This window comes from Streptomyces sp. NPDC001787 (assembly GCF_040297465.1).
Taxonomy (GTDB): domain Bacteria; phylum Actinomycetota; class Actinomycetes; order Streptomycetales; family Streptomycetaceae; genus Streptomyces.
The window spans coordinates 253,899-279,240 of the sequence record NZ_JBEOZE010000001.1; the positions used below are offsets into that span (position 1 = coordinate 253,899).

The 25,342-nt window shown below is 71.6% G+C and carries 24 protein-coding genes; 10 read left to right on the forward strand and 14 right to left on the reverse strand.

The window, feature by feature from the left end; translation table 11 throughout:
- Positions 1–12: 12 nt before the first annotated feature.
- A complete protein-coding gene (locus ABT170_RS01080) occupies positions 13–1,014 on the reverse strand; it encodes a Gfo/Idh/MocA family protein (protein WP_329943302.1) in 1,002 nt (333 codons plus the stop codon).
- An 80-nt stretch (positions 1,015–1,094) separates the two neighbouring features.
- Here ABT170_RS01080 and ABT170_RS01085 point away from each other — a divergent pair, with 80 nt between their 5' ends.
- Positions 1,095–2,426 (forward strand): multidrug effflux MFS transporter, encoded by a 1,332-nt coding sequence (locus ABT170_RS01085; RefSeq protein WP_351863295.1) that lies wholly within the window; start codon positions 1,095–1,097, stop codon positions 2,424–2,426.
- A 135-nt stretch (positions 2,427–2,561) separates the two neighbouring features.
- On the opposite strand, the gene ABT170_RS01090 is transcribed toward ABT170_RS01085, so the two are convergent.
- A complete protein-coding gene (locus ABT170_RS01090) occupies positions 2,562–3,881 on the reverse strand; it encodes a hypothetical protein (protein ID WP_329943300.1) in 1,320 nt (439 codons plus the stop codon).
- Positions 3,882–4,033: 152 nt separating this feature from the next.
- Here ABT170_RS01090 and ABT170_RS01095 point away from each other — a divergent pair, with 152 nt between their 5' ends.
- Complete coding sequence (locus tag ABT170_RS01095) at positions 4,034–5,023, forward strand: small ribosomal subunit Rsm22 family protein (protein WP_329943299.1); 990 nt, start codon at positions 4,034–4,036, stop codon at positions 5,021–5,023.
- 175 nt (positions 5,024–5,198) lie between these two features.
- Here the strand turns inward: ABT170_RS01095 and ddaH are convergent, their stop codons facing one another.
- Positions 5,199–6,059, reverse strand: a complete 861-nt coding sequence (ddaH, locus tag ABT170_RS01100; RefSeq protein ID WP_502970463.1) for a dimethylargininase — start codon at positions 6,057–6,059, stop codon at positions 5,199–5,201.
- A gap of 160 nt (positions 6,060–6,219) precedes the next feature.
- Here ddaH and ABT170_RS01105 point away from each other — a divergent pair, with 160 nt between their 5' ends.
- Complete coding sequence (locus ABT170_RS01105) at positions 6,220–6,924, forward strand: TetR/AcrR family transcriptional regulator (protein WP_351863300.1); 705 nt, start codon at positions 6,220–6,222, stop codon at positions 6,922–6,924.
- A 139-nt stretch (positions 6,925–7,063) separates the two neighbouring features.
- A complete protein-coding gene (locus ABT170_RS01110) occupies positions 7,064–7,810 on the forward strand; it encodes a bifunctional DNA primase/polymerase (protein ID WP_329943296.1) in 747 nt (248 codons plus the stop codon).
- A 126-nt stretch (positions 7,811–7,936) separates the two neighbouring features.
- On the opposite strand, the gene ABT170_RS01115 is transcribed toward ABT170_RS01110, so the two are convergent.
- The 7 genes from ABT170_RS01115 to ABT170_RS01145 form a co-directional block, all read right to left on the reverse strand.
- A complete protein-coding gene (locus ABT170_RS01115; protein ID WP_329943466.1) occupies positions 7,937–8,920 on the reverse strand; it encodes an SCO2278 family lipoprotein in 984 nt (327 codons plus the stop codon).
- Entirely contained in the window at positions 8,808–9,776 is a 969-nt protein-coding gene (efeU, locus tag ABT170_RS01120; RefSeq protein WP_351863302.1) for an iron uptake transporter permease EfeU, read from the reverse strand. Before efeU ends, ABT170_RS01115 begins: the two co-directional genes overlap by 113 nt.
- Positions 9,777–9,809: 33 nt before the next feature.
- Complete coding sequence (efeB, locus tag ABT170_RS01125) at positions 9,810–11,075, reverse strand: iron uptake transporter deferrochelatase/peroxidase subunit (protein ID WP_329943294.1); 1,266 nt, start codon at positions 11,073–11,075, stop codon at positions 9,810–9,812.
- Between the two features lie 25 nt (positions 11,076–11,100).
- Positions 11,101–12,237: an iron uptake system protein EfeO gene (gene efeO / locus ABT170_RS01130; RefSeq protein WP_351863305.1), complete on the reverse strand. Its 1,137-nt coding sequence runs from the start codon at positions 12,235–12,237 to the stop codon at positions 11,101–11,103.
- 189 nt (positions 12,238–12,426) lie between these two features.
- A complete protein-coding gene (locus ABT170_RS01135; protein WP_329943292.1) occupies positions 12,427–13,266 on the reverse strand; it encodes a heme ABC transporter ATP-binding protein in 840 nt (279 codons plus the stop codon).
- Positions 13,263–14,447, reverse strand: a complete 1,185-nt coding sequence (locus ABT170_RS01140; protein WP_351863307.1) for a FecCD family ABC transporter permease — start codon at positions 14,445–14,447, stop codon at positions 13,263–13,265. Before ABT170_RS01140 ends, ABT170_RS01135 begins: the two co-directional genes overlap by 4 nt.
- On the reverse strand, positions 14,444–15,535 hold the full coding sequence (locus tag ABT170_RS01145) for a heme/hemin ABC transporter substrate-binding protein (RefSeq protein ID WP_329943290.1): 1,092 nt from the start codon (positions 15,533–15,535) through the stop codon (positions 14,444–14,446). Before ABT170_RS01145 ends, ABT170_RS01140 begins: the two co-directional genes overlap by 4 nt.
- Positions 15,536–15,678: 143 nt before the next feature.
- On the opposite strand from ABT170_RS01145, the gene ABT170_RS01150 reads away from it, so the two are divergent.
- From ABT170_RS01150 to ABT170_RS01160, 3 genes are all read left to right on the forward strand, one after another.
- Entirely contained in the window at positions 15,679–17,079 is a 1,401-nt protein-coding gene (locus ABT170_RS01150) for an HtaA domain-containing protein (RefSeq protein WP_351863310.1), read from the forward strand.
- Positions 17,080–17,304: 225 nt separating this feature from the next.
- The gene (locus ABT170_RS01155) at positions 17,305–18,876 is read left to right on the forward strand and encodes an HtaA domain-containing protein (protein ID WP_351863312.1); all 1,572 of its coding nucleotides are present in this window, start codon (positions 17,305–17,307) and stop codon (positions 18,874–18,876) included.
- Between the two features lie 141 nt (positions 18,877–19,017).
- Positions 19,018–19,689, forward strand: coding sequence for a PhzF family phenazine biosynthesis protein (locus ABT170_RS01160; protein ID WP_329943287.1), 672 nt, complete (start codon positions 19,018–19,020; stop codon positions 19,687–19,689).
- 120 nt (positions 19,690–19,809) lie between these two features.
- Here ABT170_RS01160 and ABT170_RS01165 read toward each other — a convergent pair whose 3' ends face one another.
- Both ABT170_RS01165 and map read right to left on the reverse strand, forming a co-directional pair.
- Positions 19,810–20,475, reverse strand: coding sequence for a biliverdin-producing heme oxygenase (locus ABT170_RS01165; protein ID WP_329943286.1), 666 nt, complete (start codon positions 20,473–20,475; stop codon positions 19,810–19,812).
- A 186-nt stretch (positions 20,476–20,661) separates the two neighbouring features.
- Positions 20,662–21,519 carry a type I methionyl aminopeptidase gene (map, locus tag ABT170_RS01170; protein ID WP_329943285.1) on the reverse strand — a complete coding sequence of 286 codons (858 nt, stop codon included), beginning with the start codon at positions 21,517–21,519 and terminating at the stop codon, positions 20,662–20,664.
- Between the two features lie 58 nt (positions 21,520–21,577).
- Between map and ABT170_RS01175 the strand changes: the two genes are divergently transcribed.
- Positions 21,578–21,838, forward strand: a complete 261-nt coding sequence (locus ABT170_RS01175; protein WP_329943284.1) for a hypothetical protein — start codon at positions 21,578–21,580, stop codon at positions 21,836–21,838.
- A 29-nt stretch (positions 21,839–21,867) separates the two neighbouring features.
- Here ABT170_RS01175 and ABT170_RS01180 read toward each other — a convergent pair whose 3' ends face one another.
- Positions 21,868–23,115, reverse strand: coding sequence for an MFS transporter (locus ABT170_RS01180; RefSeq protein WP_329943465.1), 1,248 nt, complete (start codon positions 23,113–23,115; stop codon positions 21,868–21,870).
- A gap of 316 nt (positions 23,116–23,431) precedes the next feature.
- Here ABT170_RS01180 and npdG point away from each other — a divergent pair, with 316 nt between their 5' ends.
- Positions 23,432–24,142, forward strand: coding sequence for an NADPH-dependent F420 reductase (npdG, locus tag ABT170_RS01185; RefSeq protein ID WP_329943283.1), 711 nt, complete (start codon positions 23,432–23,434; stop codon positions 24,140–24,142).
- Positions 24,143–24,289: 147 nt separating this feature from the next.
- A complete protein-coding gene (locus ABT170_RS01190) occupies positions 24,290–24,472 on the forward strand; it encodes a hypothetical protein (RefSeq protein ID WP_351863316.1) in 183 nt (60 codons plus the stop codon).
- Between the two features lie 22 nt (positions 24,473–24,494).
- Here ABT170_RS01190 and ABT170_RS01195 read toward each other — a convergent pair whose 3' ends face one another.
- The gene (locus ABT170_RS01195) at positions 24,495–25,295 is read right to left on the reverse strand and encodes a site-2 protease family protein (protein ID WP_329943281.1); all 801 of its coding nucleotides are present in this window, start codon (positions 25,293–25,295) and stop codon (positions 24,495–24,497) included.
- Positions 25,296–25,342 lie beyond the last annotated feature (47 nt).

Genomic DNA, 25,342 nt, shown 5'->3' on the forward strand with positions numbered 1-25,342 from the left:
CACGGGGACGGGTCAGTCCCGCCCGTCCACCGCGTAGCGGACGCCGATGCGGTCACGTACCGCGTCGAGCGTCCGCATCACCGCGAGCGAACCGTCCAGCGGCACCAGCGGGGACTCGCTCTCGCCCGCCCGCACCGCGCGCATCACCTCGGCCGCCTCGTACTGGAGCCCGGTCAGGCCCTGCGGCCCCGGCCCCGTGGTGATCTCCTCCGGTTCCGCGCCCGCCCGGTGCAGCACGAAGCGCTCCGGGTAGAAGAAGCTGTGCGGGAAGTCGATCCGCCCGGCCGTGCCGATCACGGTGGCCGCCGTCGGATGATGCCCGACGATCGAGCAGGAGAGCAGGGCGGTGGCCCCCGAGTCCCAGCCCAGCAGCATCCCGGTGTTCAGGTCGACACCCTCGGGCGACAGCAGCGCGTCGGCCCGCACCCGGTCCGGCTCGCCCAGCAGCAGATGCGCGAACGACACCGGATAGACCCCCAGGTCCAGCAGCGCACCGCCGCCCAGCGCCGGATCGCGCAGCCGGTGCCCCGGGCCGAAGTCGCCCGCGAACCCGAAGTCGGCCTGCACGGTGCGGATCTCGCCGATGGCACCGTCCCGCACCAGCTCGGTCATCCGCCGGATGACCGGGTTGCAGTACGTCCACATGGCCTCCATCAGGAACAGCCCGCGCTCCCGGGCCAGCGCGACCAGTTCCTCGGCCTGACGGGCGTCGAGCGTGAACGCCTTCTCGCACAGCACATGCTTCCCGGCCTCCAGGGCGAGCCCGGCCGCCTCCCGGTGCGCCGAGTGCGGGGTGGCCACGTACACGATGTCCACGGTGTCGTCGGCGACCAGCTCCGCCCAGCTCCCGTACGCCCGCCCGATCCCGAAGCGATCGGCGAACGCCTTCGCCGAGGCGTCCGTACGGGAGGCCACCGCCACCACCTCCGCGTCCGGCATCGCCCGCACGTCCGCGGTGAAGCTCGCGGCTATGCCGCCCGTAGCCAGCACGCCCCAGCGCACAGTCCTGCTCATGCCCGCCCCCACAGAAAAGGTATCGACCACTCCGGCTGAGCTGAGAGCATAGATGCGGATTCAACGATTCGGAGAAGAGAATGCCGGACAGCGGTGGAAGCCGGGCCCAGCAAGAGCACATAACCACGACCGGAACGGGAACCGCGAGCGGCGGCGCACCCCTTCCCCACCCACCGGCCCCGGGGACCGCGGCCACCCGGCGCACCGGGCTGCTGGTCACCATGGTCCTCGGCGGGCTCACCGCGCTGCCGCCCCTGTCCATGGACATGTACCTCCCGGCCCTGCCCGAGGTCACCGACTCCCTGCACGCCCCCGCGGCGACCGTCCAGCTCACGCTGACCGCGTGTCTGGCCGGCATGGCGCTCGGCCAGCTCGTCGTCGGACCGATGAGCGACCGCTGGGGGCGCCGCAGGCCGCTGCTCCTCGGCATGGTCGTCTACGTCCTCGCCACCGCGATCTGCGCCCTGGCCCCCACCGCGGAACTCCTCATCGGCTTCCGCCTCCTCCAGGGCCTGGCGGGCGCGGCCGGCATCGTGATCGCCAGGGCCGTGGTGCGTGACCTCTACGACGGTGTGGAGATGGCCCGGTTCTTCTCCACCCTGATGCTGATCTCCGGGGTCGCCCCGATCATCGCCCCGCTGATCGGCGGGCAGGTCCTGCGGATCACCGACTGGCGCGGCATCTTCGTCGTCCTCACCGTCGTCGGCATCCTGCTCACCCTCGTCGTCTGGAAGTGGCTGCACGAGACGCTGCCGCCCGCGCAGCGCCACACCGGCGGGGTCGGCGACGCCCTGCGCACCATGCGGGGGCTGCTCGCCGACCGGGTCTTCACGGGTTACATGGTCGCCGGGGGGCTCGCCTTCGCGGTTCTCTTCGCCTACATCTCGGCGTCCCCCTTCGTCGTGCAGGAGATCTACGGGGCCTCCCCGCAGACGTTCAGCCTGCTCTTCGGGCTCAACTCGATCGGCCTGATCGCCGTCGGCCAGATCAACGGCAAGGTGCTGGTGGGCCGGATCAGCCTGGACAAGGTCCTCGGCTTCGGCCTCTCCGTCATCGTGCTGTCGGCCGTCGCGCTGCTCCTCATGACGACCGGGGTCTTCGGCGAGGTGGGGCTCGTGCCGATCGCGGCCGGGCTCTTCGTGCTGATGTCCGCGATGGGTCTCGCCATGCCCAACACCAACGCCCAGGCCCTGATGCGTACCAAGCACGCGGCGGGTTCCGCCTCCGCGCTGCTCGGCACGTCCTCGTTCCTGATCGGCGCCATCGCCTCGCCGCTGGTCGGCATCGCGGGCGAGAGGACGGCCGTGCCGATGGCGGTCGTCCAGGTGGTGTGCGCCCTGGCGGCCGTGGCCTGCTTCCTCGGTCTGTGCAGGCCGTGGCAGCGGCAGGGACGCGAGGCGGGCGGCCTCTGAGGGGCGCGGGGAGTCCGAAAGGCCGGAGCCCGGCCGGGGAACGTGTTCCCCGGCCGGGCTCCGGCCTTCCCGCCGCTCCGGGCCCCTCCTCGGAGCCCCGCCGGCGTGCCTGTCCGGGTCCGCCGGCCGCCCGGGTCAGTCGCCGCGCGGGTAGCCGATCAGATGGATGCGCTCCTGCCGGTCGGTCCAGCGGAACACTCCGACCCCGGTCGTCTCGACCACGGGCAGCCGCGCGTTGCGCGACAGCTGGTCGGTCGTCCAGCTCGCGAAGTCCATGGAGACCGGCAGACCGCCCCCGGCCAGCGCGTCGGACGCGTCGCGTGCGTTGGCCGCGCCGTAGGCGATGCCGTCGTCCGTCACCGTGGCGAGGGTCAGATGGCTCGAACCGTCCTCGTCCTCGAAGCAGAACCCCTTCTTCGCCTCCAGGTCGAACGCGAGGTTCCCGGCGATCAGATAGCTGCCCGAGGGGGACAGGACCGCCTGCGGATAACGGCCGGGCTTTATGGCGGGCTTGTGGCACTCCACCGAGACCAGCGGCTTCCCGGTCAGCGAGTCGTGCACCGTCCACAGCTCGTGCGTGGCCGCCTGCTTCGCCTTCTTGTCGAGCGTCCACTTCGCCAGCACCTGTCCCGGCGTCACGGACGTCGGAACCCCGCTGAGCTTGTCGACGCCCTTGGGCGCGACGTTCCGGCTGAACCAGCCGTCGCGTACCCAGAACTCCCGTACGCCGCTGACCAGCAGCCCCTGCGCGGTCTGGCCCCGCACCTCCGTGAGCTGCTTGCAGGTCTTGCAGCCCTTCGGATACTTCAGCTCGTCGGCCTTGACCTTCGTCACGGTGGCGGTGATCGGGTCGACCACCGCGCTGTTGGCCTTGCCGTCGCTGATCACGATGTCCGGGCCGGTGGCCGTGACATCCGGGGCGCCGGACCACGGCACCTCGATGCGCTGCCGCCTGCCGTCCGTCACGTCGTACACATCGAGGGAGACGAAGGTCTCGGAGGGCGAGAGCCCGTCGCCCACCTTCCCGTAGGACCACGTGGCGAAGAACTGCCGGTCGTTCTTGGTGACGGTCAGCAGATTCGGGTAGTGCAGGGGGTCCGGCGGACGCCAGGCCTGGCCGCTCCACCCCAGCTCACCGGTGGCCGTGTCGACGGTGCGCAGCCGGTAGCGGTTCTCGGCGGACCTCTCCAGGTAGGCGAGCCGTCCCGTCGCGTAGGAGACCGTCACATCGGGCGAGGAACCGATGATCTCCCAGCCGCGGGCGGTCGTGTAGTCGGGCGGAGCGGTGAGCCGGGTCACGGGACCCGCGCTCGGCAGGACCGATCTCTTCGGCTTGGCACCGCCCTTGTCCGTGTCCTGGTCGCTCTTGCCGCCGCCGCAGGTCGCCAGCAGGAGCAGCAGGGCGAAAAAGAACACCCCACCGACCAGGGCCAGCCGCACAATCCGTTGTCTCATGGCTCTCCCGATGGACAATCCTGATCTCGCGCGGGTCAGCGTAGCAACAGGCTCGGAAGGATGAGGAGTTCGGCCGGGTCGCTGTTGTGTACCGGTTCCGTGCAGGCGAAGCGGAATACGGCCGGGCTGCCACAACCGCCTACAATTCGGCGGTGAACGTCACCCTTCCCACCGCGGAATCCCTGCGCGCGGCCCTGGCCGGGCTGCTCGACGGGCTGCCCCCCAAGCAGGCCGCGCTGGCCGTCGACCGGCTGATCGCCAGCTACCGCGGCACCACGCCCACCGATGCCCCGGTCCTGCGCGACCGTTCGGACGTCGCCGCGTACGCCGCGTACCGGATGCCCGCCACGTACGAAGCGGTACGTTCCGCTCTCGCCGCCCTCCGCGCCGCGGCGCCGCGGTGGTCGCCCGCCACCCACACCGACGTCGGCGGCGGCACCGGCGCGGCGAGCTGGGCGGTCGCCGGGGCCTGGGAGGGGCCGGAGACCACCGTCCTGGACTGGGCCGAGCCCGCGCTGGCGCTCGGCCGTGAACTGGCCGAGGCCTCGGGCGTTCCGTCGCTGCGCGCCGCCCGCTGGGAGAAGGCCAGGATCGGCGCGGCGCCGGAGCTGGCACCCACGGACCTGGTGACCGTCTCCTATGTACTCAAGGAGCTCACCGAGCGGGCCAGGACCGGACTCGTCGACGCGGCGGCCGCCGCCGGGCAGGCCGTGGTGATCGTGGAACCCGGCACACCCGACGGCTACGCCCGGATCATCGAGGCCCGCGACCGGCTGATCGCCGCCGGGCTGACCGTCGCGGCACCCTGCCCGCACAGCGCCGCCTGCCCCATCGAACCGGGCACGGACTGGTGCCACTTCTCGGCCCGGGTCAGCCGGTCCTCACTGCACCGGCAGGTGAAGGGCGGCTCGCTGAGCCACGAGGACGAGAAGTTCAGCTACGTCGTCGCCACCCGCTTCCCCGTGGAACCGGTCGCCGCACGGGTCACCCGCAGACCGCAGATCCGCAAGGGGCAGGTGCTGCTGGAGCTGTGCACCCGCGACGAGGGGCTGGCCCGCTCCACGGTCACCAAGCGGCACGGCGAGCTGTACCGGGCGGCCAGGGACACCGCCTGGGGCGACGCCTGGCCGCCGGCTCCCTGAGCCGCCGCCCGCCCCAAGGGCTGTCCCGTGATCCCCGACGGGGGCGCGACGACGGCCACGGCACCTCGCGGCGCTGTCGGGACGTCCGCACACATCCCGTATGGGACGTCCCTCCGCATTGCGGAGCACCGCGTCCGGCGCCGCACGCCGATCCGCCAGGGATGACGGGACGGCCTCAGTGCCGCAGCTCCTGTGTGCAGCACTTCACGCTGCCGCCGCCCTTGAGCAGCTCGCCCAGGTCCATCGGCACCGGTTCGAAACCCCGGTCCCGCAGCGGGTCGAACAGTCCCGTGGCGGCCTGCGGCAGCAGTACGTGGCGCCCGTCGCTGACCGCGTTCAGTCCGAGTGCCGCCGCGTCCGCCTCGCGGGCGATCAGGGCGTCGGGGAAGAGCCGGGCCAGCACGGACCGGCTGCCGGGGGAGAAGGCGTCCGGGTAGTACATGATCTCGTCGCCCGCCTCGTCCAGCACACACAGGGCCGTGTCCAGGTGGTAGTAGCGCGGGTCCACCAGATCGAGGCCGATGACGGGCCGCCCGAAGAACTCCTGGGCCTCGTCGTGCGAGAGCGGGCTGGACCGGAAACCGCGGCCTGCCAGGAGGTAGGAGTCGGTGACCGCGAAGTCCCCCTCGCCCTCGTTGACGTGGGCCGGTTCATGGATCTCGGTGAAGCCGTGGTCCCGGAACCAGTCGCGGTGGGCCTCGGCCTCCGCGAACCGCTCCCGGTAGGCGAAGAGGGCGCCGAGCACCCGCCCGTCGATCACGGTGGCGCCGTTGGCGGCGAAGACCATGTCGGGCAGGTCGGGGCGCGGGGTGAGCAGCTCGACGGTGTGGCCGAGGGCGCGGTAGCGGTCGCGCAGGTCCTCCCACTGGGTCTGCGCCAGCGGCAGGTCGACCGGTTTCGAGGGATCCATCCACGGGTTGATGGAATAGGTGACCCTGAAATGGGAAGGCGCGCACATCAGGTAGCGACGAGGGGTGGCGTCACGGTTCAACTGGGGCTCCTCACGAACGGCGGCCGGGCCGCGGAACGGTGGGATACGCACGGTCTGCGCGTGAGCCCATGGTGCGCTGTCGACCGCCCGATCCGCAGTGATCCGATCGGGTGGTTCACGCGGGGTGCACGAACTGATCGACGTGTGGTGTTTCCGTGGTCGACAAGACGAAACGTATCGACTCGGTGGGCGCTAGATTGGGTGGATGTCACCCAACAGGACTCCCGACTCCAGCCGCCGCAGCGACCGCTCCCGCCGGGCCATCTACGACGCCGCTCTCGCGCTCGTCGGGGAGACCGGCTACGCGAGGACGACGATCGAGGGTATCGCCGCCCGTGCCGGGGTGGGCAAGCAGACCATCTACCGATGGTGGCCCTCGAAGGCGGCCGTGCTCCTGGAGGCCTTCCTCGACCTCCAGGAGCGGGCCTCGGAGCAGGCGGCCGGGCGGCCGGCGGGCGGGGCGGGCGAGGCCGCGGAGGAGGGCGTGGCCGCGGAGGAGGGCGTGGCCGCGGGCGAGGGCGACGCGGGTGCGGCGGCGTACGGGATTCCGGACACCGGTGACCTGACCGCCGACCTCAAGGCCGTCCTGCGGGCCACCGTGGACGAGCTGAACGACCCGGTGACCGCGGCGCCCACCCGGGCGCTCGCCGCCGAGAGCATCGTCGACCCGGTGCTGGGTGCCGCGTTCGTCGAGAAGCTGCTCGAACCGCAGCTCGGGTTGTATGTCGCACGGCTGCGGGCCGCGCAGGCGGCGGGCCAGGTGCGCGCCGACGTCGACCCCCGGGTCGCGCTGGAGCTGCTGATCGCCCCGTTGACCCACCGCTGGCTGCTCAGGACCCTCCCGCTCACCCACGCCTACGCCGACGCGGTCGTCGATCACGCGCTGCGGGGCCTGTCCACCGAAGCGTGATCGATATCCGGTATGTGATGAGATCGGGCGTGATGGTGCTCACTCGGTGCAGTGGTCCCGCCCCCCGCCGGTGAACTCTGGCCACCTGAAGCGCAGGATGGTGGGAGCATGGAGGAGCAACGCTGAGGTGAGGGGATAGATGGGCGCCGATTCCGGCCGCTATCGCGGCACAGAGAGCAGGATCTCCCAGTGGCTGCGGCGACGACCCAAACCGCAGCAGGCCGAGGACGACGAAGCGGCCCGGCTGGCCCTGCTCCTCGCCGTCGCCGAGGCGGGCATGCCGATCTCGCCCGCCGCCCATCCGGCCGGATACCGATGTTCGTGCGATCGCATCGGCTGTCCCACCCCCGCCCGGCATCCCATCTCCTTCGCCTGGCAGACGCAGTCGACCACCGACCGCGCACAGATCGAGCGCTGGGCCCGCAGCCAGCCGCTGGCCAACTTCATCACCGCGACCGGCATGATCCACGACGTCCTGGACGTCCCGCTGACCGCCGGCCGGCAAGCTCTGGACCGTCTCCTCGCCGCAGGCATCGACGTCGGCCCCGTCGCCCAGTCCGGTGAGGACCGGATGCTCTTCTTCACCGCCACCCGCGGTACGCCGGAGGACGAGGACGAGTGGTGGCCCTGCGAGCTGGACTGCCATCCCGAGACGATGGACGAGCACCCCGGACTGCGCTGGCACTGCCGGGGCAGCTACGTACTCCTGCCGCCCGCCCGGCTCCCCGGTGAGCTGGATGTGCACTGGGTACGGGGCCCGGAGAACGAGCTGCCCGATCCGCTGACCCTGCTGGAGACGCTGACCGACGCCTGCGCGAGCTACGCCGACAGCGCCGAGCAGAGCGACCTCGACCACGATGCGGTGGCCTGGCCGTTGAGCCGTTGAGCCGTTGAGCGGTTGAGCCGTTGAGCCGTTGAGCCGTTGAGTCAGTGAGCGGTTGAGCCGTGGCAGGGCTGCCCGACCGTCGGGCGGCCCGCCGGGCCGGCGATCGGGACCGGTGCTCCTGCCCGGCTACGAGCCCTGTGCCGACGTCAGCCCCGGCAGCCTGTTCAGCACCCGCACCTTGCCGCCGGACTCGCCGCCGCCGCGCCGGGGGATGTACACCAACTGGCTGGAGACCCGCTCCTTGGTGAGACTGCTCCTGACCTCACCGGTCAGCAGCGCCTCCACGTCCGAGTTGACCTCCGGCCGCAGCCCCTTCGCCGCCGTCTGCCGCTCGAAGTGCTTGCTGCTGAAGAAGACCAGTGCCCCGCCGTCCTTCGTCGACAGGCCGAGCGGCGCGAACGTTCCGCTGTCCAGGGCCCGGTCGACGTACTGGTAGGAGAACCCCGCCCGCCGGGTGGTCCTGCGCGACTCCCGCCAGCCCGAGGTCGTCGATCCGGGGGCGAAGACGTCCGGCTTCCCGTTCTGCAGATAACCGGTGTACGTCGTGCTCAAGTCCTTCGGGGCGACGGCCAGTTCGCTGTCCCCGGAGTCGGCGGGCAGTGCCAGGCCGTCCGCGTCCAGCCGGAACTCCGGGAGCTGGGAGGGGGCGACGACCGCCAGATAGGACGCCTTCCACAGCGCGTCGGGGGCCGTCTTCACGAACACCACCAGCCAGCGGGTGTCCAGCTTCCCGCCGTCCCGGTCACGGTTGGAGTCGGTGTCCGCGAGGAACCAGCGCGGCCAGCCGGCCTTCTTCGGGATCGTGTACGCGACATCCGTCAGCTCCAGCGGCGAGTGATTCGCGTTGCCGTCCGGATTGTTCTTCTGCCGCGCCTTCAGACCCGCCTGATTTATCGCGCCGAGCGAACCGGTCACCCGGTCCGCGTCCAGCGCCGGATCGTATGCCTTGTCCGCCTTGTTGTAGGCGTCCGTGAAGTCCTTGAGCGCCTGCGCGGCCTCAGCCTTCGTCGCTCCCGGCAGCACTTCCAGCTCGCCGTGCACCGTCACGCAGCCGCTCGCGCCCACGCTCAGCACCGTCGCTGTGGCGAGCCCCGTCGCCAGTCGACCCAGCCTTCTCATCCGTTGCCTTCTGCGCCTTCTGATCCGTCGCCCGCACTGACCGTCCGAACCCTACCGGGGCGAGGAACAGCGCGAGGGTGGGGATCAGATACAGCGCCCACACCGTGACCTGAAGCACGGTCGGATCGGGCTGGAAGTTGAACACGCCCTTCAGCAGCGTTCCGTACCAGCTGTCCGGCGGGATCGTGGCGCTGATGTCGAACGCCTTGTTCCGCAGCCCGCCCAGGAACCGGGCCTCCTGGAGGTCGTGCACCCCGTACGCGAGCACGCCCGCCGCCACCACGACCAGCATGCCGCCCGTCCAGGTGAAGAACTTCGCCAGGTTGATCCTCAGTGCCCCGCGGTAGAAGAGCCAGCCCAGCACGACGGCCGTGGCGATCCCCAGCAGAACCCCGATCAGCGGCTCGGAGGACCCCTCGCCGCTGGCCCGCACCGACGCCCACACGAACAGGGCGGTCTCCAGGCCCTCACGGCCCACGGCGAGGAACGCGGTGGCGACCAGAGCGCCGGTGCCCATGGCGAGCGCCGCGTCCAGCTTGCCGTGCAGCTCCTTCTTCAGATGCCGCGCGGTGCGCCGCATCCAGAACACCATCCAGGTCACCAGACCCACGGCGATGATCGACAGGGAACCGCCGAGCAGTTCCTGCGCCTCGAACGTCATCTCCTGGGAGCCGAACTCCAGCGCGGCACCGAAGGCCAGCGAGATCGCCACGGCGATCGCGATGCCTCCCCACACCGGACGCAGGGCGTCCCTGCGCTCCGTCTTCACCAGATAGGCGACGAGGATGCACACGACGAGGCTGGCTTCGAGACCCTCGCGCAGGCCGATCAGATAGTTGCCGAACATGCCGGTCCTTCCGCTGTGTCAGTCACACGCCGGTCAGGCGAAGAGCGCCCGGCCCCACCAGTCGTCCTTGTCACGGACGCCCGGCGGGACGGCGAAGACCGCCGAACCCACGTGCTGGATGTACTCGTTGAGCGCGTCGTGCGCCGCGAGGCTGCGCTGCACCGGCAGGAAGCCCGTGCGGACATCGCGCTGGTAGGCGAGGAAGAACAGCCCCGCGTCCAGCCGGCCCAGACCGTCGGTACCGTCGGTGAAGGAGTAGCCGCGGCGCAGGATCGTCGCCCCGTCGTTCGTGTCCGGGTGGGCCAGGCGCACATGCGCGCTCGGCAGCATCGCCTTCAGGAACGGCTCGTCACGTTCCCTGGACCTGCCGACCGGGGCACCCTCGCCCTTGTCCCGGCCGAAGATGTCCTCCTGCTCCTGGAGCGGGGCCCGGTCCCAGGTCTCGATGTGCATCCGGATGCGCCGGGCGACGAGGTACGAACCGCCCGTCATCCACCCGGCGTCGTCCTTCGCGCCGACCCATACGTGCCGGTCGAGCGCGGCGGAGTCGGTGCCCGAGATGTTCCGGGTGCCGTCCTTGAACCCCATCATGTTGCGCGGGGTCTGCGCGTCAGGCGTCGTCGAGGACGTCTTGCCGAAGCCCAGCTGGGACCAGCGGATCGCGGTACGGCCCATGCCGATCCTGGCCAGGTTGCGGATGGCGTGCACCGCGACCTGCGGGTCGTCCGCGCACGCCTGGACGCACAGGTCGCCGCCGCTGCGGGCGGCGTCCAGGTTGTCGCCCGGGAACTTCGGCAGATCGATGAGCGCCTCGGGCCGTTTGCCGTCGAGGCCGAACCGGTCCCGGGCGAACAGCGAGGGCCCGAAGCCGATGGTCAGCGTCAGCCGGGACGGCTTGAGCCCCAGCGCCTCGCCCGTGTCGTCGGGCGGGGCCTCGGCGAGCCCGCCGTACGCCCCGTCGCCGACCGTCCGCCCGGCCGTCATCCGCTCCGCGGCCCGGGTCCACTCCTTGAGCAGCGCGGCCAGTTCGGCCGGGTCCTTCGTCGTCACGTCGAACGCGGCGAAGTGCAGCCTGTCCTGTACGGCGGTGGCGATACCGGCCTGGTGCGCCCCGTGGAACGGCACCGCTGCCCCGCTCTCCGCGGCGGGCTCACCGCTCCCGTCGGAGCGGACCGCGGCGACCGCGCCGCCCGCCGCGACGGCGCCGGCCGCCAGCCCCGCCCCGCCCCATCCCAGCAGGGCCCGACGGGACGGGCCGGAGCCCTGCTTCTCGGGGATGTCCCGGGTGTCCTCGGCCATGGCTGAAGCCTCCTCGAACCCTCGGTTACTTCGTCACCGCGGCGGCCAGCCTGGACAGCGGCTCGGCGAGCGCGTTGACCGCGTCCGAGAGCTCCTTGCGGTCCGCCTTGCCGACCTTGTCGTACGAGGTGAACTCGTAGGACGCCTTGTTCTCGCGGTACTTGTCCAGCAGCGTGTTCAGCGCCGCGAACTGCTTGTCCAGGGAGGCGGTCAGCGCCGCGTCGTTCTTGACGGCGATCGGCTTCAGCAGCTCGTAGGACGTCTGCGCGCCCTCGACGTTCGCCTTGAAGTCGACGAGGTCGGTGTGGCTGTAGCGCTCCTCCTCGCCGGTGACCTTGCCGGTCGCGACCTCGTCGAGGAGTTCCTTGGCGCCGTTGGCCATCGAGGTCGGGGTGATCTCGGCCTTGCCGACGCGGTTCTGCCAGTCGACCAGGTCCTGGTGGAGGACGGGGGCCAGCGCCTTCTCCTCGGCGCCCAGCTTCTTGTCCTGCCACAGCGCCTTCTCCAGGCGGTGCCAGCCGGTCCACTTCTGGCCGTCCTCCAGGCCGTCCTCGCGCACATCGACCTTGGGGTCGATGTCGCCGAACGACTCGGCGACCGGCTCGGTGCGCTCCCAGCCGATACGGGAGTCGGCGTACGCCTTCTTCGCGGCCTCGATGTCACCCGCGGCCACCGCGTCCGTGAAGACCTTGACCTTGGGCAGCGTCTCGTCGGCCTGCGCCTGTACATAGGTGCGGTACCCGGCGACGGCCTTGTCCATCTCCGGGCTGCGCTTGGCCACCGTGCCGCCGGTGACCTCGATCTTCTGCCGGATGCCGTCGCCCTTCATGCCGGGCTTGCAGGCGATCTCGTACGAACCGGCCTTCACCTCGGCGGTGATCTTCGCCTTGGTGCCGGGGCCGATGTTCTCCCGCTCGGTCACGATGCGGTCGTCCGGGAACAGTACGTAGACCTCGGTGACCTTGGATCCCTTGTTCTCCACGGCCAGTTCGACATGACCGGCGGGGAGCTCCGTCTTCGAGACCTCGCAGGAGTCGTCCTTGGCGACGACCACGACGGCGCCGTCCGCCTTGCCGTCGCTCTTGTCGGCGCAGCCCGTGACGGCGGTCAGTGCCGCCACCGTGGCGGCAGCGGTGACGACGGAGAAACGAACGGCTCGCATGCGGGCTCCACAGAGGATGGAAGGAAGGGGGCGAAAGGCCGGGCAATGGCGGGTGAGGCGGACCTAACTTAACTGACCCTTATCTGGCCGACACACCCCCGTGCGGTGATTCAGCTCTCACCCCCCACCGGGGAGAACGGGCTGGTCACGGCCGACCCATGAACGACCCACCCGGGGGTCAAACAGCGGTCAAGAAGCCCGCTCCGGTACGACGAGAGGCGCCCCGGTACGCGGGTGCGGGAACACCTCCACCGGCTGCCGGTAGACCTCGCCGAGCAGTTCGCCCGTGAAGACGGCGGCCGGTGGGCCCTCCACCGCGATCCGCCCCCCGTGCAGCACCGCGGCCCGGTCGGCGTACGCCGCGGCGAGCCCCAGATCGTGCAGCACCACCACGACGGCGTCCCCGGCGGCGGCCCGCTCGCGGCAGATCCGCAGCACCAGTTCCTGATGGCGCAGATCGAGCGCGGCGGTCGGCTCGTCGAGCAGCAGCAGCGGAGCGCGCTGGGCCAGCACCCGGGCGAGTGCGACCCGGGCCCGCTCACCGCCCGAGAGGGCGGAGAACGGGCGGGCGGCGAACTCCGTGACCTCGGTGGCCGCCATCGCCGCGGCCACCGCGGGGTCGTCCTCGTCCTCCCGGCCGGTGCCCACCCAGGGCGCCCGCCCCATCCGTACGACGTCCTCGACCGGGAACGGGAAGGACAGCGCGGCGGACTGCGGCAGCACCGAGCGGCGCAGGGCCAGTTCGGGCGCCGACCACTCGGTGGCCGGGCGGCCGTCGATACGGACCTCACCGCTCCCGGCGGGCAGATCGGCGGCCAGGGCCGCCAGCAGGGTCGACTTGCCCGCGCCGTTCGGCCCGACGAGCGCCACCACCTCACCGGCGCGGGCGGTCAGATCGATGGAGTCGAGCACCTGCCGCTGCCCCAGCCGGACGGACAGCCCGACCGCCTCGGCGACGGCCGAACCGGCGGGGACGGGGGCGGGCAGCCGGCGGCCGCGTACCGTGAACGGATTCCTCGGCATCCTCATGCCCAACCACCTTGCTTGCGACGGGTCCTGCGCAGCAGCCAGAAGAAGAACGGGCTGCCGAAGAGCGCGGTCAGCACACCGAGCGGCAGCTCGGCGGGGGCGGCCACGGTCCGGGCGGCGAGGTCGCCCGCCACCAGCACCAGCGCGCCGCCCAGCGCGCTGCCCGGGACGAGGAAGCGGTGCCCGGGGCCGTTCGCCATCCGCAGCAGATGCGGGACGAGCAGGCCGACGAAGGAGATGATCCCCGCGACGGCGACCGCGGCGGCGGTCAGCAGCGCCACCACGAGGACCAGGATGATCCTCAGCCGCTCCACGTCGACGCCCAGGTGCCTGGCGGGGCGCTCGCCGAGCGCGAGCAGATCCAGCTTGCGGGCGTAGAACGGCGCGACGGCCAGGCCGATCACCGCACAGGGCAGCACCGCGAGCACCTTGGGCCAGGTGGCCTGGGCCAGTGAACCGAGCTGCCAGAAGGTGATCTGACTGATCTGCGCGTTGTCCGCGAAGAAGATGAACAGTCCGATCAGCGCGCCCGCGAAGGCGTTCACCGCGATCCCGGTGAGGATCAGCGTCACGACCTCGGTCCGGCCGCCGGAGCGCGACAGCGCGTACACCAGCAGGACCGTCGCGAGTCCGGCGACGAACGCGCAGACGGTGATGGTCCAGTTGCCGAAGAAGCTGAGACCCAGCGCGATCGAGGCGACCGCGCCGACCGCCGCGCCCGCCGAGATCCCGATGACCCCGGGCTCGGCGAGCGGGTTGCCGAACACGCCCTGCATCAGCGCGCCCGCGCAGCCGAGGGACGCGCCGACGAGCAGGGCGAGGACGACCCGGGGCAGCCGCACGTTCCACAGGACGCTCTCGCCGACCCGGTCCAGCGCGTGGCCGCCCAGTCCCAGCCGGTGCTGGACGGAGGCGAGGACGTCGTCGAGCGGGATGCTGTACGCGCCGATCCCGGCGGAGAGCAGACAGCCGACGAGCAGGGCGAGCGAAAGGACCAGGGTGAGGGTGGCCGCGTTGCCGCGCCGGGTCCTGGCGTTGCCCTTGGCCGGAGCCGGAGCCGGAGCCGGAGCCGGAGCCGGAGCCGGAGCCGGAGCCGGAGCCGGAGCCGGAGCTGGAGCCGGAGCCGGAGCGGTCGCGGGCTGCGGCGCTGCTCCGGCCCGTTCCCCGTACGAGGTGGTCACTTGCCCGTCCCGCCCTTCGGGTAGAGCTGCTCGACGAGATCGGCGAGCACCTGGTCGGTGCGGGGCCCGTAGTTCAGCAGGACGCCGTCGTCGATCGACACGACCCGGCGGTCCATACCGGCCGGGGTCTCCGCGATGCCCGGGATCTTCACCAGGCCGTCGATGCCGTCGACCGACTCCAGCCCCTTGCTCATCACCAGGATCGCGTCGGGCGCGGCCTTGGCCAGCGCCTCGCTGGTGATGGCCGTGAAGTCCTTCTCCAGCCCGGAGGCCTTCCCGGCGTCGACGGCGCCCGCCGCCTCCAGCAGCGAACTCGCCCCCGACTCACGGCCGCCGAGCAGATAGACGGAGGCCGATCCGCGCAGATAGAGGAAGGCGACCCGGGGCTTCCTGCCGTCCTTGTGGGCAGGAACGGACTTCTGTACGGCGTCGATACGGGACTGGGTGCGTTCCTTCAGCTCGGTGCCGGAGTCCGGTACGCCCAGGGCCGCGGCCACCGTGTCGATGCGGCGGCCGACGTCGGCGAGTTCCTTGGCCGGGTCGACGACCAGCAGCGGGATTCCGGCGTCACGGATCTGCTCGATCGCCTCGCCGGGGCCCGTCGTGGTGTCCGCGAGGACGACGGTGGGCTTCAGCGAGAGCACGCTCTCCGCCGAGACGTCATGGGCGCGGGTCACCACGGGCAGCTTCTCGGCCTGCTCGAAGGTCGCGGTGATGTCGCGCGCCACCACCTGCTCGCCGAACCCGAGCGTGAAGACGATCTCGCTCAGCGAGCCGGTGAGCGGAACGATCCGGTCGGTGGAGCCGATGGTGACGCGGGCGCCGTCCGCCGAGCGCACCGTCACCGGCAACTGGGGCTCGGGGGAGGCGGCCAGCGGCTCGACCCGGTCGGCGGTGGTGGCCGGGGTGCCCGTCGTGCCGGACCCGGCGGCGGGGTCCGCCGTACCCCCGCAGCCGGTCAGGACCAGGGCGAGGGTCACGGCGGCGGCCAGGGCTGCGCCCATCCTGCCGGGGGCGGCCCGGCGCACGGGAACAGGTCCGCCGGGGCCCTGCCGTTCCGTGGGGGCGTAGTCCTGCGAGAAGCGCACTGGATACCGTCCTGTCGTTCCGCTGTGTGCGGTTGATGGCTCTTCATGATGTGTGCGAGCTGTCCGGAACAGGGGGTTCCGGGACAGGCTGAACATAGCTTAGGTTAGCCTTACCTGACTCGCTAGACCTCGGAGGGGTCCTCATGCTGCCGTCCAGATCTGCCCGCGCGCTTGCCGTCGCGCTTCTCGCGGTGCTGCTGGGAGCCCTGCTCCCGGCCACCGCCGCGCAAGCGGCGAGCCGCACGGTGCAGGGCGGCCGACTGGACTGGGGCATCAAGTCCTCCTTCCAGAGCTATGTCACCGGGCCGATCGCGGGCGGCAGTTGGAGCCTGACCGGCGGTGCCGCGACGGTCGGCGGCAGCCAGTTCCGCTTCCACTCCGCCACCGGGTCCTACGACCCGTCGAGCGGCGCCTTCAGCTCAGGCTTCTCGGGCGGGGTGCGCTTCACCGGCCACAAGAAGGCCGGCGGCTTCGAGCTCGACCTCACCATCAGCAGGCCCACCGTCAGGATCAGCGGGGGCGGCGGCACCGTCTACGCCGACATGGTCAGCAAGGAACGGGGGAGCGGCAGGGTGACCTCGTCCGCGCAGGTGCCGCTCGCCACGCTCGGCCTCTCCGGGATCGACATGAAGGGCGGTAGCACCCCGATCGCCCTCAACAACGTCCCGGCGACCCTGACTCCCCAGGGGGCCAAGGCGTTCGCCGGTTACTACACGGCAGGCACCCCGCTCGACCCGATCAGCCTCTCCGTCGACACGACCGGCCCGGCCGCGAAGCCGGACGCCGCGAAGAAGTCCCCGGGTTCGCCCTCCCGGGAGAAGGCCGGGGACGGGAAGAAGGCGAAGGCGGGCGGCTTCGAGGACGCCGCCGTCGACTGGGGAGTGCGCCGCACCTTCCGTGAGTACGTCACCGGAGCCATCGGCCAGGGGAAGTGGACCCTGGCGGACGGCGCCCAGGACGGCGGGGCCCTGTTCCGCTTCCCGCGGGGCAAGGGCACCTACGACGCGAAGAAGCAGACCCTGGACGCCGCTTTCACGGGCAGCGTCCGCTTCACCGGAGCCCATGACCTCGACCTGACATTCGCCGGGGTGGCCGTCGAGGTGGCCTCGGGCAAGGGCACGCTCTCGGCGGACGTGACGAGCGGGGGCAGCACCCGCGAGGGCGTGCCCCTCATCACCTTCACCGCGAAGGACTTCGCACCCGAGGACGGGCTCGCCGTCCTCACCGAGGCCCCGGCGACCCTCACGGCGGACGGTGCCAAGGCCTTCGGCGGGATGTACAAGGCGGGCACCGCGATGGACCCGGTGTCGCTCGCCGTCACCGTCGACGAGAAGGCGCAGCTGCCCGCGCTGCCCGACCTCGGCAGCGAGGCGAAGCCCTCCCAGGAGCCCGCGGCCGGGTCCGACGCCGAGCCGGTGGCAGCCGCCTCGGACTCGGGCACCGGCACCGGCACGTATCTCGCCATCGGGGGCGGTGTGCTGCTGCTCGCGGCGGCCGGTGCGGTGTTCGCCGTCAGCCGCCGCCGGTCCGGCCGGACGCCGTAGCCCTCCCGGTCCCCGCGACCCGGCGACCCGCCCCGGCCGGCCCTGCCCGGTCACCTTCCCCCGTTCCCTCCGGTCCCCACAGTTCTCCCCGTCCCGTAGCCGCGAAGTCCGCAGCTCCGTAGGGCCCGCACGGCCTCGCGGCCCCCGCGGGACCCCCGCTCCACCCCTCACCCCTTCATCTCCTCACCCCTCATCTCCCCTTCCCGACCTAGGAGACCCACTGCCATGGCAGCCACCCGCCGCCCCATAGCCCTCGCCGCCGCCGTCGCCACGGCCGCCGCACTGGGCGCGACCTTCGCCCTCCCGGCGCTCGCCGCCGACAGCGGCCCGGCCAAGGACGGCACCTCGGCCGCCGCCGCCCCCACGATGGAACTGAAGGACGGCACGCTGGACTGGGGCTTCAAGGAGTCCTTCCGCAAGTACCTCGCCTCCCCGTTCTCGGGCGGCAGGATCACGGTCACGGACGGTGCGAAGCAGGCCGAGGGCAATGGTGTGTTCACCTTTGTCAACGGCAAGGGCACGTACGACATGACCACCCACGGCACCGACACCGCCTTCGAGGGCGGGGTCAACTTCTACGCCCACAAGGGCGTCCTGGACATCACGCTCTCGGACGTGAAGCTCTCCACGGCCGGCAAGGGCGGCGCGATCACCGCCGATGTGAAGACCCCCGAGGGCACCAAGAACGACGTGGCGGTCGCCGCCCTGGACCTCTCGGCCGTCCGGCCGGGCCAGGGCACGGGCGGCGCGATGGTCTTCAAGGACATCCCGGCCACGCTGACGAAGGCCGGCTCCGAGGCGTTCAACGGCCAGTACAAGGAGGGCGACGCCCTCGACCCGGCCACGCTCACGGTGAAGGCGGTCACCGCGCCCCCGACCGAGCAGCCCACCGAGAAGCCCACCGAGAAGCCGACCGAGAAGCCCACGGAGAAGCCGACCGAGAAGCCGACGGAGAAGCCCACCGCGCCGTCGACCGGGGAGCCGACCGGGAAGCCCACCCAGAAGCCCACCGAGCCCGCCGCCGACCCGGGCGCGGTGCTCGGCGGAACGCTGGACTGGGGCGTCAAGAAGTCCTTCCGCTCGTATGTCACGGGCCCGATCGCGCACGGCAGGATCGAGACGAGCGGCGGCGCCACCGCCTCCGGTGACGGCTACCGCTTCGGCGACGCCACCGGCCGCTTCGACGCCGACAAGAAGACGCTCAACGCCGAATTCGACGGCAAGGTCCGCTTCCTGGGCCACAAGGAGGGCGACGCCTACACGCTCGACCTCTCGCTCGCCAACCTGGAGATCCAGGCGAACGGCACCTCCGGCAAGCTGATCGCCGATGTCTCCACCAAGGACCGGGAGACCAAGAAGGTCACCGAGTACACCGGTCTGGCGATCGCCGACCTGAAGATTCCCGCCGGTGCCCTCACCGCCAAGGACGGCGTCGTGAACCTGGCGGGCGTCCCGGCGACGCTCTCCGCCGACGGCACCAAGGCCTTCGGCGGTATGTACGGCAAGGGCGAGCAGCTCGACGCCCTGACCGTCGCCGTCGCCCTCGACAAGAACGCGCAGCTCCCGGGCGGCAGCGGTGGCACGGGCAGCGCCGGCGGCACGGGCTCGTCCGGCACCGGCGGTTCCGCGGGCGGCGGCACGGTCGGCGGCGGAACCGGTGGCACGGTGGGCGGCGCCGGTGCGCTGGCCTCCACCGGCTCCGACATCCCGACCGGAGCCCTGATCGCCGCCTCGGGCGTCGTCGTGGCGGCCGGTGCGGGGGTGCTGGTCGCGGCACGCCGCCGCCGTACGGCCTGATCCCTCCGGCGGGCCCGTCGCCGGGCCCGCCCGTCCCATCCGTCAACAACTCGTCAGAGACCCGTCAGGGCCGTACCGGCCGTACGCCGCCGGTACGGCCCCGCGGCGTCGCGGGCGTCCGCACGGTGCTTGAATGCGCACGTGAGCGACTTCGACGTACCCGATGGCATCGACGTACTACGGGTGTTCTGCGGCCCGGACGGCCGGCACGGCAATGCGCTCGGCGTCGTACGGGACGGAGGCCGTCATCCCGACGAGGCGTCCCGGCAGGAGCTGGCCCGGCGACTGGGCTTCAGCGAGACCGTGTTCGTCGACGACCCCGAGCGCGGCCGGGTCGACATCTACACCCCCGGACTGCGGCTGCCGTTCGCCGGGCACCCGCTGGTCGGCACTGCCTGGCTGCTCGACCTGGAGATCCTGGAACTGCCGGTCGGAGACGTGTTCGCCCGGCAGGACGGCGAGTTCACCTGGATCACCGCCCGCCCCGAGTGGGCGCCGCCGCGCACGCTGGAGCGGTACGGCTCGGCCGCCGAGGTCGAGGCGCTGACGGAGCCGCCGCCGGGCGAGGGCTGGGTCTACGTGTGGGCCTGGGAGGACGAGGCGGCGGGCCGGGTCCGGGCGCGGGCGTTCCCGCGCCGCGGCGACGGGATCGTGGAGGACGAGGCGACCGGCGCGGCGGCGCTGCTGCTCAGCGCGCGGCTCGGCCGGGCCCTGAACATCAGACAAGGACGCGGCTCCCAGATCCTCACAGCACCCGCGCCGGACGGCACGGTGGAGATCGGGGGCCGCGTCCTGCTGGCCGTCCGTGGCTGAACCACGGCTCTGCACTTGTCCGTACTGCTCTGCTGCTCCACAGCTGTACTGCTCCACGGCGCCACTTCTCCGTGCACCGCGTGAACGCTCCGTGTACCGCGTGGATTTCTCCGGCCGGTACTACGCGCTGAGCGGGAAGGCCTCGCCCAGCTCCCGGAACACCGCGGTGTTGAGCGCGAAGGCGCGCTTGCACTCGTCGATGACGCGCTGCTTCTCCAGGTCGTCCGCGTTCACCGCGTCCAGCAGCTCGCGGTATCCCCGCTTGAACGCGGCCGGGTTGGAGATCTGCTCGAAGACGTAGAAGCGCACGCCGTCGCCCTTGCGCTCGAAGCCCCAGGTCTTCTCCGCCGTGTCCCGGATGATCTGGCCGCCGGAGAGGTCGCCGAGGTACCGGGTGTAGTGGTGCGCGATGTAGCCGGCGGGCCAGGTGCGGGCGCACTCGGTGACCCGCTCGGCGTAGGCGGCGGTGGCCGGCAGCGGCTCCAGGCCGGTGCGCCAGCCGGGGCCGGCGAGATGCGCCAGATCGCGTTCCAGCTCGGAGCTGCGCAGCAGCTCGGTCTGTATGAAGGGGCCGGCGACCGGGTCGCCGCGGAGCTCCTCCGCACCCTCCTCCAGTGCGCGGTACACGAACCACAGCTGCTCGGTGTAGCGCGTGTACGCGTCCACTCCGAGCCGCCCGCCGAGCAGATCGCTCATGAAGGTCGAGGTCTCCGCCTCGACGTGCTGCTCGTGCGACGCGGTGCGGATGAGCGTCGAGAAGGGGGTGGCGGTGGCGGTTGCGTCCAAGGCGGGCCTCCGGGGACCGAGGGGACGGGAAGTCCGAGGGAAGACGGAAATACCGGCAGCAACCGCCACATTTGGGGCGGCGGCGCGTGCCGATATGCCGATCTTCCTACTTAGGCTTACCTAAGTCAACTGGTTCCCGACTGCCTGTCGGTAAAAAAACCGCGCCCCGGTGGGCGGCCCGGCTTGCTACGGAAGGGTGAGAATGTCCGCTCCGGTCTCCGTCACCACCAGCGTGTGTTCGAACTGCGCGGTCCGCTTGCGGTCCTTGGTCACCACGGTCCAGCCGTCGTCCCACATGTCGTACTCATGGGTACCCAGCGTCAGCATCGGCTCGATCGTGAACGTCATGCCGGGCTGCATGACGGTGGTCGCGTGCGGGCTGTCGTAGTGCGGGATGATCAGACCGGAGTGGAACGAGGAATTGATCCCGTGCCCGGTGAAGTCCCGCACCACCCCGTACCCGAACCGCTTCGCGTACGACTCGATGACCCGCCCGATCACATTGATCTGACGGCCGGGGCGCACCGCCTTGATCGCCCGGTTCAGTGACTCCCGGGTGCGCTCCACGAGCAGCCGGGACTCCTCGTCCACATCGCCGCAGAGGTAGGTGGCGTTGTTGTCGCCGTGCACCCCGTTGATGTACGCGGTGACGTCGAGGTTCACGATGTCTCCGTCCCGCAGCACCGTGGAGTCCGGGATGCCGTGGCAGATGACCTCGTTCAGCGAGGAACAGAGCGACTTCGGGAAGCCGCGGTAACCGAGCGTCGACGGGTACGCGCCATGGTCGATCATGAACTCATGGGCGACACGGTCGAGTTCGTCCGTGGTCACCCCCGGGGCGATGAGCTTGGCGGCCTCCTCCATCGCCTGCGCGGCGATGCGTCCCGCGATCCGCATCCGCTCCACGGTGTCGGCGTCCTGGACCTCCGGGCCGGTGTACGGCGTCGGAGCCGGCTTTCCCACGTATTCGGGGCGCCGGATGTTTCCGGGTACGGAACGGACGGGAGTGAGCTCCCCTGGTACAAGCAGCGACTGGCCAGACATGCCAGCGAGTCTAACCAGCGGCCTTGGGGCAGCATGGCACAGAGGAAAGGAGCCGTTGATGGCCCTGTTCAAGAAGCGCACCGTCGGCAAACCGGGCGAGTGGTACTACTGCCTGGTGCACAAGAAGGTCGAGGAAGGCCCGGAGTGCCCGGCGAAGGACCGGTTCGGCCCCTACACCTCCCCCGGGGAGGCGCAGCGCGCGATGGACACCGCGCAGGAGCGGAACCTGGAGTGGGAGACCGACCCCAAGTGGCACGACCGCACCGGGGGCGACTCCGCGGACGGCCCGGAGGACGGCTCCGCGGGCCCGCCGAAGTAGCCCTTCCGGGCGTCCGGCGGGCGGCGGCGTCAGGACGCCACGTCCGCCGCCCGCTTCCGCAGCGCGTCCTCGTCCGTATCGGAGTCGTACCGGATCAGCTTCGGCAGCGCCGCCGTCAGCAGCGCGACCGAGGCGACGCAGGCCACCCCGCCGGTCCAGATCGCCGACCGTGTCCCGGTCCACCCCGCCATGGCACCGGCCCGGACCTGGCCGAGCTGCGGTCCGACGCTGTACGAGAGCACCTCGATGCCCGCGAGCCGCCCCCGCAGCTCCTCGGGAACGGTCTGGTTCCAGATGGTCGAGCGGCCCAGCCCGCTCAGCATGTCGCCCGCGCCCGCCACCCCCAGACAGACGAGCACCAGCCAGACATCGCTGAACCAGCCCGCCGCCGCGATGGCCAGCCCCCACGCCGCGGCGCCGAACACCACGAACAGCCCGTGCCTGCGCACCCGTGAGGTCCAGCCGCTGGTCAGCCCCAGCACCAGCGAGCCGACCGAGCCCGCCGCGTACATCAGCCCCAGCGACCACTCCGCGTCCAGCTCGTCCGCCAGGAACGGGAAGATCGTGTTCGGGAAGGCGAAGAGCATCGCCGCGAGGTCGATCGCGTACGTCCCCAGCAGCACCGGACGGCTCCAGGCGTAGCGCGCGCCCTCCGCGATCCCGCGCAGCGACGGCTTCCCGGCGTCGCGGGCGGGCGGCGCGGCGGCCAGACGCAGACAGAGCAGGACGGAGACGGTGAAGGTGACCACCGTGACCGCGTACGCCGTCGCGTGCCCGGCGTAGGCCACCACCAGCCCGGCCAGCGCGGGACCGGCGATCGCGCCGACCTGCCACCGCAGCGAGTTCAGCGCCGCGGCGGCGGTCTGCTGGTGGTGCGGCACGATCCGGGCCATCAGGGAGTCCAGCGCGGGCCGCTGGAGCCCGGCGAGCGCGGAGACCCCGCCGGCCACCACGTACAGCGGCCAGAGCAGCGGGTCCGGCAGCAGGGCGTTCACCAGCAGGACGGCGGCGAGCACCCCGAGCCCCGCCTCGGTGAGCAGGATCACCTTCCGCCGGTCCACGGCATCGGCGAGCGCCCCGCCGTACAGACCGAAGACGACCAGCGGGACCAGCTCCACCGCGCCCATCGCCCCGACCGCGAGCGGTGACCCGGTCAGCTCCTTGATCTGGAGCGGCAGCGCGATCAGCGCCATGAAGCTGCCGAAGTACGTGATCAGTCCCTGGACCCACAGCAGCCGGAAATCGGCGGAGGAGCGCCAGGGCGCGAGGTCGGGCAGCAGGGCCAGGAGCCGGGACGGGAGCGGGGCGGGGCGGGCACGGGGGCCGGGGGAGTCCGTCGCCCCCGGGTCCGCCGGGCCCGCCGGGTCGGCCGCGTCGGCCGGGTCCGCCGGAGGATCCGGAGCGTCCGGTTCGGCAGGGGGAGTGGCTGAGGTCACGAGGTGCCATGCTCGGCGCCTTGCATGCCCTCTGCAACCGGTTTTACCGGCGGGCCGGGGGCGGCTCCGCTCCATCCGTACGGAGCGTGCGGGGGAGGCGGGGGCAGTACGTCGGCGGCCCCGGATTCCGCGTGCCGCCGACAGTAAGGTCGTCCCCATGACTACCCAAGACAGTGGCAGCGCTCCCAAGCCCCCCGCCAAGGACCCCTGGGACCTGCCCGACGTTTCCGCACTCTCCGTCGGTGTGCTCGGCGGGACCGGCCCCCAGGGCCGGGGCCTCGCCTACCGCTTCGCGCGTGCCGGGCAGCGGGTGACCATCGGTTCGCGGGACGCCGGGCGGGCCGCCGAGGCCGCGGCCGAGCTGGGATTCGGTATCGAGGGAGCGGACAACGCCGACTGCGCGCGCCGCAGCGACATCGTGATCGTCGCGGTGCCGTGGGACGGCCACGCCAAGACCCTGGAGGCGCTGCGCGAGGAGCTCACGGGCAAACTCGTGATCGACTGCGTCAATCCGCTCGGCTTCGACAAGAAGGGCGCCTACGCGCTGAAGCCGGAGGAGGGCAGTGCCGCCGAGCAGGCCGCGGCCCTGTTGCCGGACTCCCGGGTCACGGCCGCCTTCCACCACCTCTCGGCCGTCCTGCTCCAGGACACGGCGATCGAGGAGATCGACACCGATGTGCTGGTCCTGGGCGAGGCCCGCGCCGACACCGACATCGTGCAGGCGCTCGCGGGCCGTGTCCCCGGGATGCGCGGCATCTTCGCGGGCCGGCTGCGCAACGCCCACCAGGTCGAGTCGCTGGTGGCCAACCTGATCTCGGTGAACCGCCGCTACAAGGCGCACGCCGGACTGCGCGCCACGGACGTCTGAGCCGGACGCCACGGACGTCCGAGCCGGACGCCACGGACGTCCGGCCGGGACGCCACCGACGTCGGAGCCGGACCGGATCCGGGGCGGAGCGGGGCATGAGGGACACTGGACGGGACCGCGCACCATCCCCGGACAGGAGCCACCCCCATGCCCCGCCTCGCTCTCTACGCGTTCGTCGTCTGCGTCCTCGCCGTCGTCGCAGCAGCGGTCTCCTTCGTCCGGGGCGGCGTCTGGATCGGGGTCCTCTGGGTGCTGGTGGCCGGGCTCTCGTCGAACATGACGTGGTTCTACGTACGCAAGCACCGGATGGCGGCGAACGCGGCCCGCTGACCGCTCGGACCACCGGGCCGCGCTACCCCGCGACCGCGCAGCGGGGGTCCTGCTCGTCCCAGAACTCCTGCCAGAAGCGGTAGGTGTCGAGGCCGCAGTACGTCTCGAAGTCGCTGACGCCCAGGCCCCGGAGCAGTGCGTCGATCGCGTCGAAGAACGCGATGTTCACCTCGGGGATCCACAGGACGCCGAACACGGCGAGCAGCCCGAACGGCGCGACCGGCTCGACCTGGCGGCGGATCCGGTACGAGAGCCAGGGCTCGATCACTCCGTAGCCGTCCAGCCCCGGAATCGGCACCGAGTTCAGGATCGCCGCGGTGACCTGGAGCATCGCGAGGAACGCCAGCGCGTACCGGAAGGCGGGCGGGACACCGTCCAGGGCGTCCAGCCAGAACGGTGCCGTACAGAGGACCGCGAACAGCGCATTGGTCAACGGGCCCGCCGCGGAGATCAGGCTGTGCTTCCAGCGGCCGGTGATCCGCCCCCGCTCGATGTGGACCGCGCCGCCGGGCAGCCCGATCCCGCCCATGATCACGAAGATGACCGGCAGCACGATGCTCAGCAGGGCATGGGTGTACTTGAGCGGGTTCAGGGTCAGATAACCCTTGTCCTCGACCGAGAGGTCCCCGCTGTGCAGCGCGGTGCGGGCGTGCGCGTACTCGTGCAGACAGAGCGAGACGATCCAGGCCCCGGTGACGAAGAGGAAGACCGCGAAACCGGTCTGCTCGGCGAAGCCCGTCCACACCGCCCAGCCCGAAACCGCGGTGACGGCGACGATCCCGAGGAAGACCGGGCTGATCCCTTGGCGTCCGGTGCGGGGCATGGGGTGAGTTTAGGGGGTGCCCCGTCATGGCCGGTGGGACAGCCCCT